This window comes from Shewanella sp. FJAT-51649 (genome assembly GCF_019457435.1).
GTDB lineage: Bacteria > Pseudomonadota > Gammaproteobacteria > Enterobacterales > Shewanellaceae > Shewanella > Shewanella mangrovisoli.
Window position 1 is genome coordinate 4,602,652 of the sequence record NZ_CP080411.1, and the last position, 17,475, is coordinate 4,620,126.

A 17,475-nucleotide genomic window follows, 5' to 3' on the forward strand; every position below is an offset into this window, starting at 1 on the left:
ATTAAGATGAGCACACTGACTCAAGATCAAATTGCCGCCCATGATGAACACCATCACGGTGCACCTAAAGGCATCATGCGCTGGTTACTCACCACCAACCACAAGGACATTGGCACCCTGTACCTATGGTTTAGTTTCATAATGTTTTTAACCGGTGGTGCAATGGCCATGGTGATCCGCGCCGAACTCTTTCAGCCCGGATTACAACTCGTTGAACCTAACTTCTTCAACCAAATGACCACAGTGCATGGGTTAATCATGGTATTCGGCGCCGTGATGCCAGCCTTTACAGGACTGGCTAACTGGCTGATCCCGATGATGATTGGTGCGCCCGATATGGCGCTTCCAAGGATGAATAACTGGAGTTTTTGGATCCTCCCCTTCGCCTTTGCCATATTGTTGAGCTCATTGTTTATGGAAGGCGGCGGCCCTAACTTCGGTTGGACCTTCTACGCACCACTCTCGACCACTTATAGCCCTGACAGCACAGCATTATTTGTATTCTCGATTCATATCATGGGAATAAGTTCGATCATGGGCGCCATCAACGTGATCGTAACCATAGTCAACCTACGCGCTCCCGGCATGACATGGATGAAGTTACCGCTGTTTGTCTGGACTTGGCTGATTACCGCCTTCTTGCTGATCGCCGTCATGCCCGTACTCGCTGGCGCCGTGACTATGGTGTTAACCGATAAGTTTTTCGGTACTAGCTTCTTCGAGGCGGCAGGCGGCGGCGACCCTGTGATGTTCCAGCATATCTTCTGGTTCTTCGGTCACCCCGAAGTCTACATCATGATTTTGCCATCCTTCGGCATTATCTCCGCCATAGTTCCGGCCTTTAGTCGCAAGAAATTGTTCGGCTATTCATCCATGGTGTATGCCACGGCGAGTATTGCGATTCTGTCCTTCCTCGTGTGGGCGCACCATATGTTCACAACCGGTATGCCTGTGTTTGCCGAGTTGTTTTTTATGTACTGCACTATGCTGATTGCCGTGCCGACTGGGGTAAAAGTGTTTAACTGGGTAGCGACCATGTGGCGCGGCTCACTGAGTTTTGAAACCCCTATGTTGTTCGCGGTGGCCTTTATTATACTGTTCACTATTGGCGGCTTCTCTGGTTTGATGCTCGCCATCACGCCAGCCGACTTCCAATACCACGATACCTACTTTGTGGTGGCTCACTTCCACTATGTGTTGGTCACGGGTGCGATTTTCTCCATCATGGCAGCGGCCTATTACTGGCTACCTAAATGGACTGGCCATATGTACAGCGAAAAGCTCGGCCAGTGGCATTTTTGGTGTTCGGTGATTTCGGTCAACGTGTTGTTTTTCCCGATGCATTTCTTAGGTCTTGCGGGTATGCCAAGGCGTATTCCCGATTACTCGATTCAATTTGCCGATGTGAATCAAATCGTGTCGATTGGAGGTTTTGCCTTCGGTCTATCTCAGCTTATCTTCCTCGTGCTGGTGATTAAGTGCATTCGGGGCGGTGAAAAGGCGCCCGCCAAACCTTGGGAAGGCAGTGAAGGCTTAGAGTGGACCCTACCAAGTCCCGCCCCCTACCACTCTTTCACCACGCCACCCGAGGTGAAATAACATGCAAGGCCAACCCCATCAGCCCAACATCAAGTCCAACCGTAAGCTTATCAGCCTGCTGGTGCTAGGTTGCCTTGCGATGTTTGGCTTTGGGTTCGCCTTAGTGCCGCTCTACGATGTACTGTGCGAAAAACTGGGCATTAATGGCAAAACCTCCAATACTGCCAGCAGTTATCAGGCGATCACTGTGGATAAAAACCGCGTGGTAACGGTCGAGTTTATCTCGCAGGTGCAGACGGGGATGCCGTGGAAATTTGAGCCACAAACGAAACGGCTCGAAGTGCATCCGGGAGAACTTATCCACACGGCATTTCTGGCGCAAAACGTCTCGAATAGAGCGACTGTGGGCCAGGCGATTCCCTCTATTTCGCCCGGACAAGGTGCGGCTTATTTCAATAAAACCGAATGTTTTTGTTTTAACCAACAACACTTAGCCGCGGCGAGTCGCGCCGAACTTCCGTTGATCTTCTTCGTGGATCCTCAATTACCCGAGTCTATCCACACTTTAACCCTCTCTTACACCCTCTACGACATTACCGACAAGCAGTTAGCGTCTGCCATAGAGCAAGGAGCTGCAAAATGACCACTAAACATGAGACTTACTACGTCCCCGCCCAGAGTGCTTGGCCGATTGTTGGTGCTATCGGCTTGTTTTTAATTGCCTTTGGGGCAGGACATTTTGTTCATCAACTCAAATCTGGCGCTTCGGGTGGTGGCTATATTCTACTGGCAGGCATAGCCGTCATCCTGTTTATGCTGGTAGGCTGGTTTAGAACCGTGATCCAAGAATCGATGACGGGCCTCTATTCCCATCAAATGGATAGATCGTTTCGCCAAGGCATGAGCTGGTTTATCTTCTCCGAGGTGATGTTCTTCGCCGCCTTCTTCGGCGCCTTATTTTACGCCCGCATGGTCGCAGTGCCTTGGCTCGGCGGCGCGTCCAATAATGCCATGACCCATGAAGTCCTGTGGCCACACTTCGAGGCCGTTTGGCCACTCCTCACCACGCCTGATGGCACCAAAACCGAAGCCATGCCATGGAATGGACTACCGTTAGTCAACACCATTGTGCTGCTAACCTCCTCTGTCACGCTGCATTTCGCCCATACCAGCTTAGAAAAGGGTAAGCGTTCGGCCATCACCCTCTGGCTGGGACTCACGATTTTGCTCGGAATTAGCTTCCTTGCTTTGCAGGCCGAGGAATATAGCCATGCCTACCATGAGATGGGGCTAACGCTCACCTCTGGCGTGTATGGCAACACCTTTTTCCTGCTGACGGGTTTCCACGGCATGCATGTCACTTTGGGCACTATATTTCTATTAGTCTTGTTTTTCAGAGTGTTAAAAGGCCACTTTAGTGCGGATAAGCATTTTGCCTTCCAAGCGGGCAGTTGGTACTGGCACTTTGTCGACGTAGTCTGGCTCTGCCTGTTTATCTTTGTTTATGTGCTTTAAAGATTCATTGAAACAATAAGTTGAAAGCTTACGGCGTGGGATTGAGACCAAGCATTCCAGTCCCCAAAGCCACCAGCAAGAGCAGGATCACTAGTACAGAAAACATCACCCTACGGCCCAAATAGCGGCTCATAGGCACAGGGTGATCAGCGGTTTGATCGTCACCTTTAACCATAATGATTAAGGCTCTGCCTAGGTTAAAAATGATAAACAGTAACAGCAGTACTAAAACACACTTAAAAATGAACGGAATGTTCATACGCTATCCTTATGTTTTGCTGACAAAATTAATGGGGTTGCCCAGATATATTTGGCTGCATAGGGGAATGTTGTTACTGCTGATATTGACTGTGGTGGTATTCGTGATTTTGGTCAAGCTGGGTTTGTGGCAAATGGACAGGGCCGCTGAAAAAACCGAACTACTCGCACAAATGGAAGCAAGACAATCCGCGGCCGCACTCAATCCTGAACAGCTCATAGCTGAATTAGCTAAAGGTGGCGTTACTGGCTATCGCCTTGAGGTTCAAGCCAGCCCCGTTAATCCACAAATCTGGTTACTCGACAATCAGGTCTATCAAGGGCAAGTGGGCTATCTCGCCTTTCAATTACTGCAAATAACGTCAGAAAGTCATACAGATAATCGCGAGCAACCTTGGCTGTTACTCGAACTCGGCTTTATTGCTGCTAAATCACACCGAGATACCTTGCCCGAAGTCAGCCCCATAGTTGGTGAATTGACTCTTACAGGCCGCCTCTATCAAAAACAGATTAATCCTTTGAGTCATCATTTATTGGCAGAACCCTCCACCACGGAACAAGGTGAACGGATTCGGTTTCAAAATCTCAATCTGCCCGAGATGGCACAGATGTTAGGGCATCCCATCCTGCCCGCGGTGTTACAACCCGATGCCTTACCCCAATTACAATCAGCGCAGGCCTTGCCCCACCCTTGGCAACCTTTCCCGCTCTCGGCACAAAAGCATTGGGGTTATGCATTGCAATGGTTTGCCATGGCAACTGTGTTTGCGGGGCTGATGGGTTGGCAAGGAGCGAAATACCTCAAAAAATCACGACAACGGCATCAAGCCGATAAGGAAGCGACTAAGACCGAGTAACAGATACCTGCAAGATTTTAATAAAAAACAATAAAACAAAGCATTAGGGACAATAAGAGGAGCAAATATGGACTCCCAACAAACAGCCAAATACCGCGCATTGGGGTTATTGCTACTGGCCTTTATCGCGCCTGTGGTCATCGCTAAGTTAGTGCTGAGCATGCATTGGTATCAAGGCGGCTCCACCAACCACGGTGAGCTCATCAGCCCAGAAACCAGTTATACCAGTCTTGGCCTTAACAATCCTCAGCCTAAGGAATGGCAACTGCTGTATTTATTGCCCGCAAAGTGCGATGAAGCTTGCCGCGAGCGCTTGTATATCCTGCGTCAGAGCCATACCGCCTTAGGGCCAGATCAGGCTCGTGTCGAACCGCTTATTCTGGTGAATCCAGACAGTGACTTAAGCGCATTAAGCAGCTTTAACTTCAACACTCAGCCCGCCAGTCAAAGCCTCAGCCATTGGCTTGACCAACAGCAGCTGATTATTGTCGATCCACTCGGCGCACTCGTGCTGCGTTACCCCCAAGTGCAAGGCAAGGCGGCGCATTTAGCTCAGGGTAAGGCCTTGGTCGCGGATCTCCGTAAGTTATTGAAACTCTCGAGGGTAGACTAATGCAACTGACTTGGCTCCTACGCGTCACCATAGTTTTTACTCTGTTAGTGATTTTAATGGGGGCTTACACTCGGCTCTCGGACGCGGGACTTGGCTGCCCAGATTGGCCCGGTTGCTACGGCCATATCAAAGTGCCCACCCACGACCATGAGATCTCCCATGCCCAAACCCTGTTTCCAGACCACGATATCCATCCCGAAAAAGCCTGGCTCGAGATGATCCACAGGTACATCGCAGGCGCCTTGGGCATACTGGTGTTACTGATTTTGATCCTTTGCTTGAAAACATCCCAAGCCCCCAAAAAGCTCCCCTTTGCCATAGTGTTACTCATCATCTTTCAGGCGGCGTTGGGGATGTGGACTGTGACGATGAAATTAATGCCGATTGTCGTGATGTCCCATTTAATTGGCGGCTTTAGCTTGCTCTCGCTCCTGCTCTTGCTGTATCTGCGAACACGTCCGAGGCGGATTTTCGAAACCGCTGATATTCACAGTCAGCGTGTTGCGAGCGCAGGATTTAATGGCGCCCATGGTTCGCGGATAGGCACAAGCCTTAAATTTCTCGGCCAGAGTAAACACTTACCGAAACTGGCGTTGCTGAGTCTGGTGGTGCTGATAGGTCAGATCATGCTCGGCGCTTGGACCTCCTCCAACTATGCGGCCCTAGCCTGCACGGCTTTGCCGATTTGTGAAGGTAATTGGATGGAAAACCTCGCCATTGCCGATGCGTTTTCCCCTTTCCAAGGGCAACACCCAAGCTTTGAATTTGGCGTATTGGATTACCATGCCCGCATGACCATTCATATCGCCCACCGTGTTGGCGCCATCATTACCGCCAGTCTATTGTTGTTGCTCGCCTATCGGTTATTTTTCAGCACCCAGCTCAAGGCCCTGAGCCTATTGTTGGTCGCCTTAGTGATACTGCAGGTCAGTTTAGGGATTTCAAACGTGGTGATGCATTTACCACTGGGGATTGCCGTTTCCCACAACGGCGGCGCGGCGCTGTTACTACTCACCATAGTCGCGATTAACTATTTCCTTTGGCGCAGGGCACCTTAATCATCGGGGGATTTATCATGGCAAAACCACTCTCTATCAGCAGTCACCCCAGTGTTCACTTGGCTTGGCGTGCCTATTTCGAGATGACCAAACCTAAGGTAGTGGCCTTAATGCTGCTCACCGTCTTAGTCGGCATGTGTTTAGCCATGCCCACCATATTGCCCGTTAAACCTTTAGTGGCAGGCTTGCTCGGCATCGCCATGATGGCGGGGTCGGCCGCAGCCTTAAACCATCTAATAGACAGGCGAATCGACGGCATGATGGCACGCACCTATAACCGACCACTGCCCAAGGGTCGGGTCTCGGCGACGAGGGCGCTGCTGTTCGCGGCACTCTTAGGCAGCCTAGGTTTTGTGATCCTGTATGTTTTTACTAATCCGCTCACCGCTTGGCTCACCTTTGCCAGTTTGATTGGTTACGCCTTGATTTATACCGCCTATTTAAAACGGGCCACGCCACAAAACATTGTCATTGGCGGTTTAGCGGGCGCAATGCCGCCGCTCTTGGGCTGGACGGCGGTGACGAATCAATTCCATGGTCATGCACTATTGCTCGTCATCATCATATTCCTGTGGACGCCGCCGCATTTTTGGGCACTGGCGATTCACAGACGCGCAGAATATGCCAAAGTGGATATTCCCATGCTGCCCGTGACCCATGGGGTAGAATTTACTAAGACTTGTATCTTGCTCTATACGATTTTGCTGGCGATTGCTTGTCTATTGCCCGTATTAGTCGGGATGAGCGGACCGCTCTACTTTGTGTGTTCAAGCTTGCTCAGCACGGGATTTATTTATAAAGCGTGGCAGTTAAAGTATCAGGATAGCGAAGGGCTGGCGATGCAGGTGTTTCGTTTTTCGATTTATCATTTAATGTTGTTATTCATGGCATTACTGCTCGATCACTATCTTTGGGCTTAATGTGCAACGAGCGATGGGGCGAGCATGGTCAAAGGACAAAATATGCAAACAAGAATCTCCAACAAGATCTTAGTGATAGCGATTCTACTAATAGGATTGGGCGGACTATTTGCAGTGAAGTTCAATCCACCTAAGCCCGTTGAGTTAGAGAGTGGTTTTTTGTTTCCCGAGGCGTTCGAGCTAGCGCCCTTTGAACTTGTCGATCAACAGCAGAAACCCTTTACCAATGCGAATTTGAAGGACCAATGGAGCCTATTCTTTATCGGCTTTACCTATTGCCCCGATGTCTGTCCGACCACCTTAAACAAGATCGCTGCCGCCTATCCTGAGCTGAAAAAAATTGCGCCCATTCAAATCGTGTTTTTATCCGTAGATCCGAAGCGGGATACCCCAGAGAAACTCCTCACCTATGTGAATTTCTTTAATCCTGAGTTTAAGGCCGTGACGGGTGAGCAAACCCAAATATTCCCCCTCACCCGCAGCCTAGGCCTAACCTATGCCATGGTCGGCGAAGGGGATAATTATCAAGTCGATCATAGTGCGGGTTATGTACTGGTTTCTCCCCAAGGCACGCGGGTCGCGGTGTTTAAACCCACGGCAGCCTTAGGTAAAGCCCCTCAAGTACTCAACCAAGCCTTGATTAGCGACTTCGATAAAATCGTTAAAAGCTACAAACCTAAATAACCACCGCAGAAGTGTTACTCTTTAACCCAAGTGCCGTCGTCTTTGGGTCTCACCCATGCCTGCGAAAACCAGTAATAGCCATTGCGCGTCTTGCTTGGCGCCGTACAATTGTAGCGTGAGCGACCCGCTGGCAGGGCTAAATCGGCTTGAATACTAAACTCATTGTCGCTGCTCCAAGTCGGCGTTTTAGCGCCTTGCCCTTGGATATAACACATGACCTGCTTGGCCGAAATGTCGCTCATATCGAGCTTAACCTTAAGCTCGGGGCGCCAATGCCCGCCCTTGAGCTCAGGATCGCTAGGCGTTTGCTCAAGTACTGGCATATTGAGGCTGTATAACTTGGCTTTTAGGCTCTTTAGATCCGCATATTGCCCCGCCACAGGGAAACGCGGCAGCGCCGTGAGTGGCGAATAAGGCCCCGCCGCACCAGACTGCTGGCCAAAGGCGACAAAGCCATTGTCGCTCAACATATCCTGAATCGCCTGATTGTATTCGCCATAGGGATAGGCCAGCATTTTAAAGTTCTGCCCCGTCGCCTCACGAATCGCGTTTTCGGTGTCCTGAATATTGGCTTTAATTCGCGCTAACCATTGGCTTTGGGATTCATTATCGAGTTTGCGGATCAAATGCTCATGGGCCCAGCTGTGGTTCGCAATGTCAGCCCCTTCCTTGGAGAGCTTAATCAGCTCTTCCCAGGTCATCATCTCGGTAAACTTTTGTTTAATCGGCTCAATTGCCACAAATAGGGTGTAGGGAAAACCAAATTCCTTTAGGATAGGGTGCGCTGTGGTCGCAATGCTGCGATAACCATCATCGAAGGTGATCGCCACCGTTTTTGCGGGTAAATCTTGCTTGTTTTTGATCGCCTCAACCACCTGCGACAAGGGGATTACCTTAAAACCATCGTCCGCCAGAAACTGCATTTGCTCACGAAATTGTGCAGGCGTGACGCTCGTCGCCGCCGGCGTGGTTTCTGACACATGGTGATACTGTAAAATGACCACAGCATGGGCCGAGAAGGTCATCAGCCCTAAGAGTGCCAATAACGCACGTTTAACCATAATGTGAATACCTCTGAATCAATGACTACCGCAAAATCCACCGCACTCGCGCTCCTGTTGAATGGCACCAAGAATCGCCAGCTGCTCGCGCTTGCCCTGCCGATGATCCTCTCCAATATCACGGTTCCGCTGTTGGGATTAGTCGATACGGCTGTCATCGGGCATTTAAGTGACGCCTATTATTTAGGGGGCGTTGCACTCGGGTCAACGATTATCACATTAATCATTTGGTTATTAGGCTTTTTACGGATGGCGACCACGGGATTGGTCGCACAGGCCTATGGCGCAAATGATGTTAACGCCCAATTAAAATTGCTAGTCCAAGGCGCCATGTTGGCGACAGGGCTGGGTATCGCGGTGATCCTATTGCAGATCCCGATATTGAATTTAGCGCTTAGCCTCTCCGAGGCAAGTGTGGAAGTAGAGCGTTATTGCCGAGAATATTTTCAAGTCCGCGTTTGGTCGACGCCATTCGCCCTGCTCAATTTAGTTATGCTCGGCTGGCTCCTTGGCAGACAGCAACCTAAGGCCGCCATGTGGCAGCTCATCTTCGCCAACTTAGCTAATATTATCCTCGATGTACTGTTTGTAATAGGATTTGGCTGGGACGTTAAAGGAGCGGCACTCGCCTCAGTATGTGCGGATATCACCGCCTTTAGCGTTGCGCTCTACATGGTATTACAACAGCTTAAGCTGTCGTCTCAATTTACATTTGACCACTTGCGTGTCCATCTAACTTTTGCCGGTTATAGCAAACTGCTTAGGCTCAATACCGATATTTTTATCCGCAGCCTATGCTTGCAAGCCGCCTTCGCCTTTATGACCTTTCATGGTGCGGGCCTTGGGGATAATACGGTCGCAGCCAATGCGGTGTTATTGAATTTACTGTTATTAATCGCCTACGCCCTCGATGGCATTGCCTATTATGCCGAGGCGGAAGTGGGCAAAGCCTACGGACAAAAACGCACACAACCACTGCGCGAAGCAGTACTCCTGGCTTGGTGTTGGTCCGCCATCTCTGCATTGGGTTTCAGCCTAATATTTTATCTTTTTGGAGACCATATCATCGGGCTGCTAACCAGCATTGATGAAGTGAGAACCACAGCGCTAATTTATTTGCCTTGGCTGATATTACTGCCGCTTTGGTCTTTTGGTTCTTACCTTTTCGATGGGGTCTATATTGGCGCCGCTAAGGGCAAAGTGATGCGTAACAGCATGATTATCGCCACATTTGGCGCCTTCTTCCCGACATGGTATTTGCTGCAGTCGCTGTTGCCTCCCGAGCAGGCTAACCATGCACAGTGGGCGGCCATGACGGCCTTTATGCTAACGCGCAGCCTCACCCTAGCGACACATTACCGCTTTAGCAAGGCATTTATTCTTAATTAGTGTTGTAAAGACAGTAGCTTACTTAAGGTTATCCCATTAAGATACGCGTCATTATTGTAATAAAATTGTGACGCGCTATGAAAAGGATTTTACCTTTGTTACTCCTGTGGCTAAGTCTGCCACTGCTTGCCCAAACCGTTCCCCAGCTTCCCGTCGAGGCCTTTGCTAGTATTCCCGATGTCAGCTCAGTGCAACTGTCGCCCGATGGCAAAAAAATTGCCTCTATCGTTCGCGTCGACCAGCCCAAACTAAAGGGCACTGTGGTCAGTATTCTCGATTTAGAAACGGGCAACAAAGATTACGCGATTCACACCGATAACCAGAAGTTTGTTCTGCTGTCATTACAGTGGGCAAATGACAACACTTTGCTGATCAGCGCTAAGTTTCCGGCAAACCGCTACGGTACGCCGACGACCGAAACTCGCTTGGTGAAGTACGATTTAACTACGCGAAAATCCACTAGCGTACTCGCCCGTAGCGTCATCGACCGACTCAGTTGGATCCCCCAACATCAAGGACAGATTATCGATATGATGCCGGATGATCCCGATAATATCTTGCTCTCCCTCGACGGTATGGGCGAAGAAGTGGGTGAAGACAGCGTGCTGAGAGTCAATCTCTCTCAGGGAAAATCCGCATTTATTCAAAACTCTAAACGTAAAATCATCGGCTGGATTACTGACAGGCAGCACAAGGTTCGTATCTCCATCTATAACGATGACACTGAGTACCGGATCTATGAGCAGCCGGAACAAAAAACGGAGCCACGCTTACTCTGGACCTTTAAAGCCTTCTCCGATGAGAGTGTCTGGCCACTGGGCTTCGATGCCGATCCCAACATCTTGTTCGTACGCGCCTACCACCAAGGCTTTGAAGCTATCTTCAAGGTGAATTTAACCGATCCTAAGCTCACGAAGGAGCTGGTGTACGCCAACAAAGATACCGATGTTGAAGGCAATCTCATCTATTCAGAACTCAAGAAAAAAGTCATTGGGATCAGTGAAGGCGACGGCGAAGAGTATACCTTCTGGGATCCTGAATATGCGGGTCTGCAAAATGGACTAAAAGCAGTATTGCCCAATGCCCATAACTACATTACCCAATTTAGCGCGGATGAACGCCGCTATATCGTCTACTCCACCAGTTCGACTCAACCTGGAACCTATTACTTCGGCGATAGGGATGAAAAGGCGTTATTTCCGATTGCCGATAGATATAGCCAGCTAAGCAGCGAGCAACTCGCCGACACTCAATATTTGAGCTACGAAGCGCGGGATAAACTGAAAATCGATGCTTACCTAACAGTGCCAAAGGGGTTGGAGGCCAAGCAACTCCCCACCATTATCTTCCCCCACGGCGGCCCCATAAGTTACGACAGTAACGACTTCGATTATTGGGCGCAGTTTTTCGCTAACCGTGGCTACGCGGTATTTCGAATGAACTTTAGGGGCTCGGCGGGCTACGGCTATGAGTTTATGAAGGCCGGCCTCAAAAGCTGGGGGCTCGAAATGCAAAACGATGTGGAAGATGGTACACGTTACCTAATCAATCAAGGGATTAGCGATCCACAGCGTATCTGTATCGTCGGCGCGAGTTATGGTGGTTATGCCGCCTTAATGGGCGCGGCGATGACACCCGACCTGTACCGCTGCGCGGTCAGTGTGGCTGGAGTAACAGATGTGGCTTACCTAGTAAAATCCAGTCGCCGTTTTACCAATTATGAAGTCGTTAAAGAACAAATTGGCGATGATTTTAGCGCCCTCTATGAGCGCTCACCCGTTAGTAAAGCCGATAAGATCACCATCCCGGTATTACTACTGCATGGCGATAAGGACCGAGTGGTTAAGGTGCAACATAGTCGCGAAATGTTCGACGAACTCAAATCACGTAAGAAAAACGTCGAATATATTGAGCTCGAAAATGGCGACCATTATTTAAGTAACAATGACCATAGGTTAACCACCTTTAAGGCGCTCGATAAGTTTTTAGCCGACAACCTGAAAACCCAACTGTAACAACAAAGTACCATAAAAAAACGCGACTCATAGGTCGCGTTTTTTTATTCCGTTCAACAACAGCTTAAGCGTAAGAATGCGCGCCGTGTTGGTGATCGGTCACATCGCTCACACCAGAGAGTTCACCTGGGAACATATCTAATAGTTGCTTCTCGATACCATCTTTTAAAGTGATATCGACCTGTGAACAACCGTTACAACCGCCACCAAACTGCAGTACTGCTACGCCTTCTTGGGTGATTTCAACCAACATGATGTTACCACCATGGCTTGCCAGTTGTGGGTTGATTTCAGATTGGATCACATATTCAACACGCTCTGCTAAAGGCGCATCGGAAGCCACTTTACGCATTTTAGCGTTCGGGGCTTTAAGGGTTAATTGCGAACCTAATTGATCGGTTACGAAGTCGATTGAGGCTTCTTCTAAGAAAGGCGCACTCTTCTCATCAACCATAGCGCTAAAGCCATTGAATTCTAATTCAATATCATCGCTTTCAACGGCGTCAGGCGGGCAGTAAGACACGCCACACTCGGCTTGTGCGGTACCTGGACTGATCACAAATACGCGAATATGAGTGCCTTCAGGTTGATCGGCTAACAACTTTACAAAATGGGCCTGAGCCGCATCGGAAATAGTAATCATGGAAACCAGCTCCGTCAGGGGATACCTGAGTGTTTTAGTAAGAATTAGGCGTATGATACTCCTACTCACACGCGCTTTGTAGTCCCTAGGGTAGCAAGTTCTGGAATTTTGCAAAATCCATCACGCTTTCACGATCAGATAAAGAGCTCAAATAAATGAGTAAAATACCCTTCTTTAAAAGCAAAAAAGCGACCGAAAGGCCGCTTTTACTTGGGACAAACAATACTCTACTTAGCGGCTTCTTGGCCTGCGATTCGACCAAACACAATAATATCTGTGTACGCATTTCCACCCAGTCGGTTTGTACCGTGGGTTAAGCCTGTCACTTCACCTGCGGCAAATAAGCCTGGAATGATATTTCCTTTTTCATCTAACACACGAGTGTGAGTATCAACCACTAGGCCACCCATAGTGTGATGCACTGAAGGGGTCGCTTTTAAAATCCAATATGGTCCTTTGCTTAAATCGACTAAACCAGAGCGATGATTAAAGGCTTCATCCTTGCCAGTTGCGGCATAGTGATTAACGTCTTTAATTGTTGCTAATAGCTTATCTTCAGGAATATTAAAGACTTTGGCTGCTTCTTCTAAGGTGTCAACCTTGTGCATTAGCCCATCTTTGGTAAATTCTTTAAGTTCGCCTTGGTGCATTTCAACCGTATGGGCAACGTCCTCGATAGCTTGATTCCACAACACATAGGTATAACGACCAGGTTGGCCCAGAATAGCTTGTGAAATCACGTCACGACGCTCTAATTCTTCCACAAAACGCTCACCCTTCTGGTTAATTAACACTGCACCAAAAAAACGCGCATCGGCAATTAAAGCAATCGCACCTGAGGTTGGGCTACAGATAGGATATGACTGGATATAGCCCATATTTTTAGCCGCAGCGTGAATCTTCTCCGCCATAACAATCCCATCACCAGTACCACCTGAATGACCCGTACTGCCATAGCGTTCATCTAACTCAGGATTGTATTTCTTACGCATTTCCATATTCGATGAGAAGCCACCAGTGGCAACAATCACTCCGCGTTTTGCATGATAAGTGATGGTTTTACCATTGTGAGTCGCCTCGACCCCAACAACCCGACCGGTTTGATCTTGAAGTAATCGCTCCGCTTTGGTGTTGGTGTGGACAGGCAAACCGACTTCTTCAGCCTTGATAGAAAACTTGCTGATCACTTCAGCGCCAGTGTGACCTTTAGGGATTAAAGCCCGTTTAACGCTATGCCCACCAAACTGGAATAATTGATCGGGATAAAACTCAACTTTTACATAATCCCTTAACCACTCTGCGGCCTCGACAGCATTGTCAGCCATGGTCTTAACCATTTCAGGGTCACCTTTGAAATCGCCACCTTTTAGCGTGTCGCTAATAAACAGCTCTTTGCTATCAGTTATACCCATGTTTTTCTGTACCCAGCTTCCGGCCACATTCATCTCAGCGCCTGAAATCAATGAGTTACCACCAACGATCGGCATTTTTTCAATAATAACAGCCGTTCGACCAGCCGCCATAGCCTCTAAACCTGCACTAAAGCCAGCCCCACCCGAACCAATCACAACTACGTCGTAGGTATATTCAGTCGGTGTTACAGCTTCCGTTTTTTTCGCGGCAGCAACGGCAGCCAATGTGACGCCAGCGGCTTCAATACTTTTACTGACGGCTTCTTTAAGTGCATTTGAAGTCACTGTCGCCCCAGTAATACCGTCAACATCAACAGAGTTGTTATCAATAATCGCTTGCTTCACATCACGAAATACTGCTCCCGCAAGAACTTTATTTTCCTTTTGCTTGAGTACATCAATCGCAACGATATGCCCGTCTTCAAATGTCGTTTCAACCTGCACCTCGCCATGTTTACCCTGAGCCGTACCTTGGCTTTTGACTATTTGATGTGTCACTTGACAGCCCGCAACCACAATGAGTGCAGTAATAGCAAGACCTATGATGGATTGTTTATAATGCATTACAGTCCCTCTGTATAAAAAATTTTAAAAATTAATATGAATTAGAAGTAAAAGGCTTATTTAAAATATTTAGCAAGTTATACAATCATTTAAAACTGGTAACCAATAGACACACCATATTCAATACCATCATTATATTGTGATCCCCAACTATCATAATGGGTAAGATGTAGTTTGGTGTATATTGAGTCGGTTAATAATGTTTGCAAAGTGGTTATGATTTGATGACCATAACTATCATAAGAAAAAAGTTCCTGATGCGCTTTATCCCGATCAATTTGAGCCTCGTAATTTAGACTAAAACTATGTTTAAGTCCTAATAGCTCAAACGGATATTTTGCATTCAATACAACTGCGTAGCCGGATAAATCGTTGAATTTCTCTGATGTAGGAGAAAAGTTACCAAAGGTATAATTGAAGCCAACGCCGTAATTTAGTGATAGCGCCTTAATTTTTGCATTATGTGTAAAGCCGAAATAAAGATTATCTTCAACTAAGGTTTCACTTGCTGATACAAAGTTTTGCGTCCAAAAATTGAAATTTGATTCACCAATTTTATTTTCCAGTATCATTAATGACTTAAGTGTTGTTTTTCCATCTTGATTCTTCTGATTCTCCGCCAGTTCAGCAGGGTTTTCTAATTTTACATTCGCAAAATAGGTACCCCAATCCGCAATTCCCAAATGATTTAACTTAACAAATGGTTGATTAAATACTCCTGGGTTATCATCTTCTGTACTATTGGTATAAAACTTATAACCAAGATCGACACTAGTTTTAGCCACATCGGCATAGATTGAAGTACTAATAAACACTGTACTTAACAAAGCAGCCACTATGCTTTTATTCAACATAAATCCTCCATACCCTTATATATTACTAGAAGGTAGTTCCCTTACCGACAATAGATTTATCGATATAGAAACCATTTATGGATATTTTTACAACAATAGTTAAAATGGCTATGTGATCTATGATTTAAATTTTTTTGGAGTTTTGAATGTGTGTGGTTTTATGCAGTAAATGCATAATTTAATCGGCTTACATTATTTCTAATCTTGCTATAAATAGATTGTTTTTTGATGATGTATAAAAAATCCATCCTAATTGCTGCGCTAACCGTCTGACTAATAATAAACCTAAGCCAAAACCACTATGATCTTGATCGCTATACGAGTTAACAATCTCTATTGTGCAACCCTCTTGAGTGATAAATATATCTACACTGCCATGCTCAATACTATTTCTTAACAAATTACTGATAATAATCCGCAACGGATGGAGCTGAACTAAGAGTCGAGTATTATCTGTCACTAACTGTATATTGCGGTCCAATCCATGCACCCACTTTTGCTCCTCTACAATACCAACAAGTAAAGGAGAAATGGCCACCATCTCCTTTTCCATGACAGAGCACTCCTTATTTGTTAGCCAGAGTAATGTTTCAATGAGTGACTTCATTTGTCTCGTTGCTTGCGAAGCATGTAAAGTCGCACCAGTCAGCTCACCTTGCTGCAACTCGAGGATTTCGAATGAAGACTGACATATTGCAACTGGCGTACGTAATTCGTGACTAGCAAAACGTAAGAAATTCAGCTCTCGCTGCTGAGCTTCTTGGAGTTGTAATATAGAATGATCTAATGCATCAACAATTGCCTTTAATTCAGCATATTCTTGTTTTGGCAAACTAAGTCTGCCCCTCACCTCCCAATCATGCTGTTTAATCGCATGACTAATTTGATGAACTGGTTTAATCACTTTGCTCTGCATATAAAATGCAAGGCTTGCACTTGCACAAAAGGTTATCAGTACAAGTAACAAGATGGCCGTCATGTTTTTTGGCGCAAATTGCAAATCATGTGTAACACTGTAGTTCAGCCAAATATAGAGGGGTTGACCTGCTTGCGTGTAGTACACACTTAATGCATCAACAAAAGGACCTTCGGCATGCTCATACAAAATTTTGTTCGCATCTGTTAAGACCTCATTATTACTTAACTCTCTAATTTGAGCCGGAATATCTAACCAATGAAGATATACGGTTAAGTGATCAGTTTTTAGAATTGGCGGATTAATCGCTTGCTGTGATTGAATATGCGGACTCGTTTTCAATAGCACTTCAGCTGCTTGCCCAACATTATGGATAGTGACTTCATGCATAGAAATCATCCCAGCGCACATCATGCATAGAGGGATAAAACTATTAACTGCTAATGTTATTAATAGAAAAATAACACCCCAAACTTGATAACTTCGTTTTAGACTGAGCTTAGGCATTTGCATCAAAATCGTCCCTAAGGCTTAATCCGACCCCACGAATCGTATGCAATAATTGGCTTTTGAAGGGTCTATCGATCACTCTTCGTAGAAGATGAATATGACTACGTAGGCTATCACTATCAGGAATAGTATCGGGCCAAATGGCTCGCTCGATTTCTTCTCGACTGACGGTTTCAGGGCTGCGTCGCGCTAATAAAGCTAAGATCTGCCAACTCGTTTTAGATAAGGTAAGCAGTTGATCTTGTCGATAAACTAAATGATTTCCAAAATCTATTTCTAGATCGCCAATAACTAAACGTTGAGGTGCAGGTCGACGTTGGGCAACGACTTTCAACCGTGCGACTAACTCTTCCATCGCGAAGGGTTTTACTAAATAATCGTCAGCACCAACGGCGAATCCATCCAAACGTTCCCTCAAGCTACTGCGTGCAGTTAACATAATAATTGGTGAAGTAATGCACTGCGCTTTCCATCGTTCACAGGCTTTTATTCCATCACCATCCGGTAAATTCAGGTCAAGAATAACTACGTCGAATTGTTGCTGACTAATAAGCATATCAGCTTGCGCCAAGTTAAATGCGTAATCACATTCGATGCCACTTAACTCAAGGTATTGAATGATGTTATTTGATAAAAGTCGATTATCCTCAACCAGTAAGACCAACAT

General features: G+C 46.9%; 17 protein-coding genes. 10 read left to right on the forward strand and 7 right to left on the reverse strand.

Going from position 1 to position 17,475, the window contains the following annotated elements:
- The first annotated feature begins 6 nt into the window (after positions 1-6).
- Genes ctaD through K0H59_RS20150 form a run of 3 tightly spaced genes read left to right on the forward strand, consistent with a single transcriptional unit; the run spans position 7 to position 3,054 of the window.
- A complete protein-coding gene (ctaD, locus tag K0H59_RS20140; RefSeq protein ID WP_011627583.1) occupies positions 7-1,599 on the forward strand; it encodes a cytochrome c oxidase subunit I in 1,593 nt (530 codons plus the stop codon).
- 1 nt (position 1,600) lies between these two features.
- Positions 1,601-2,182, forward strand: a complete 582-nt coding sequence (locus K0H59_RS20145; RefSeq protein WP_188870788.1) for a cytochrome c oxidase assembly protein — start codon at positions 1,601-1,603, stop codon at positions 2,180-2,182.
- A complete protein-coding gene (locus K0H59_RS20150; protein WP_133181674.1) occupies positions 2,179-3,054 on the forward strand; it encodes a cytochrome c oxidase subunit 3 in 876 nt (291 codons plus the stop codon). Before K0H59_RS20145 ends, K0H59_RS20150 begins: the two co-directional genes overlap by 4 nt.
- 28 nt (positions 3,055-3,082) lie before the next feature.
- Here K0H59_RS20150 and K0H59_RS20155 read toward each other — a convergent pair whose 3' ends face one another.
- Complete coding sequence (locus K0H59_RS20155; protein ID WP_088212503.1) at positions 3,083-3,313, reverse strand: DUF2909 family protein; 231 nt, start codon at positions 3,311-3,313, stop codon at positions 3,083-3,085.
- On the opposite strand from K0H59_RS20155, the gene K0H59_RS20160 reads away from it, so the two are divergent.
- The 5 genes from K0H59_RS20160 to K0H59_RS20180 all read left to right on the forward strand — a co-directional run bounded on the left by K0H59_RS20160 (position 3,258) and on the right by K0H59_RS20180 (position 7,444).
- Positions 3,258-4,169 (forward strand): SURF1 family protein, encoded by a 912-nt coding sequence (locus K0H59_RS20160; RefSeq protein ID WP_220054172.1) that lies wholly within the window; start codon positions 3,258-3,260, stop codon positions 4,167-4,169. The two genes, K0H59_RS20155 and K0H59_RS20160, sit on opposite strands and share 56 nt — an antisense overlap.
- Before the next feature lie 67 nt (positions 4,170-4,236).
- Complete coding sequence (locus K0H59_RS20165) at positions 4,237-4,782, forward strand: hypothetical protein (RefSeq protein ID WP_011718714.1); 546 nt, start codon at positions 4,237-4,239, stop codon at positions 4,780-4,782.
- Positions 4,782-5,840, forward strand: a complete 1,059-nt coding sequence (locus tag K0H59_RS20170; RefSeq protein WP_220054173.1) for a heme A synthase — start codon at positions 4,782-4,784, stop codon at positions 5,838-5,840. Before K0H59_RS20165 ends, K0H59_RS20170 begins: the two co-directional genes overlap by 1 nt.
- Positions 5,841-5,857: 17 nt before the next feature.
- Positions 5,858-6,760, forward strand: a complete 903-nt coding sequence (gene cyoE / locus K0H59_RS20175; RefSeq protein ID WP_133181680.1) for a heme o synthase — start codon at positions 5,858-5,860, stop codon at positions 6,758-6,760.
- 54 nt (positions 6,761-6,814) lie between these two features.
- Entirely contained in the window at positions 6,815-7,444 is a 630-nt protein-coding gene (locus K0H59_RS20180) for an SCO family protein (protein WP_220055643.1), read from the forward strand.
- 14 nt (positions 7,445-7,458) lie between these two features.
- On the opposite strand, the gene K0H59_RS20185 is transcribed toward K0H59_RS20180, so the two are convergent.
- A complete protein-coding gene (locus K0H59_RS20185) occupies positions 7,459-8,505 on the reverse strand; it encodes a polysaccharide deacetylase family protein (protein WP_088212508.1) in 1,047 nt (348 codons plus the stop codon).
- Positions 8,506-8,526: 21 nt separating this feature from the next.
- Between K0H59_RS20185 and K0H59_RS20190 the strand changes: the two genes are divergently transcribed.
- Both K0H59_RS20190 and K0H59_RS20195 read left to right on the forward strand, forming a co-directional pair.
- Complete coding sequence (locus K0H59_RS20190; protein WP_220054174.1) at positions 8,527-9,894, forward strand: MATE family efflux transporter; 1,368 nt, start codon at positions 8,527-8,529, stop codon at positions 9,892-9,894.
- Between the two features lie 77 nt (positions 9,895-9,971).
- Entirely contained in the window at positions 9,972-11,909 is a 1,938-nt protein-coding gene (locus K0H59_RS20195; protein WP_220054175.1) for a S9 family peptidase, read from the forward strand.
- Between the two features lie 64 nt (positions 11,910-11,973).
- On the opposite strand, the gene nfuA is transcribed toward K0H59_RS20195, so the two are convergent.
- From nfuA to K0H59_RS20220, 5 genes are all read right to left on the reverse strand, one after another.
- On the reverse strand, positions 11,974-12,552 hold the full coding sequence (nfuA, locus tag K0H59_RS20200; protein WP_011624525.1) for a Fe-S biogenesis protein NfuA: 579 nt from the start codon (positions 12,550-12,552) through the stop codon (positions 11,974-11,976).
- Between the two features lie 227 nt (positions 12,553-12,779).
- The gene (urdA, locus tag K0H59_RS20205) at positions 12,780-14,528 is read right to left on the reverse strand and encodes a urocanate reductase (RefSeq protein ID WP_220054176.1); all 1,749 of its coding nucleotides are present in this window, start codon (positions 14,526-14,528) and stop codon (positions 12,780-12,782) included.
- 89 nt (positions 14,529-14,617) lie between these two features.
- Positions 14,618-15,382, reverse strand: a complete 765-nt coding sequence (locus tag K0H59_RS20210) for an outer membrane protein OmpK (RefSeq protein WP_011718721.1) — start codon at positions 15,380-15,382, stop codon at positions 14,618-14,620.
- 187 nt (positions 15,383-15,569) lie between these two features.
- On the reverse strand, positions 15,570-16,811 hold the full coding sequence (locus K0H59_RS20215) for a HAMP domain-containing sensor histidine kinase (protein WP_220054177.1): 1,242 nt from the start codon (positions 16,809-16,811) through the stop codon (positions 15,570-15,572).
- Positions 16,798-17,475 carry a response regulator transcription factor gene (locus K0H59_RS20220; RefSeq protein ID WP_220054178.1) on the reverse strand — a complete coding sequence of 226 codons (678 nt, stop codon included), beginning with the start codon at positions 17,473-17,475 and terminating at the stop codon, positions 16,798-16,800. Before K0H59_RS20220 ends, K0H59_RS20215 begins: the two co-directional genes overlap by 14 nt.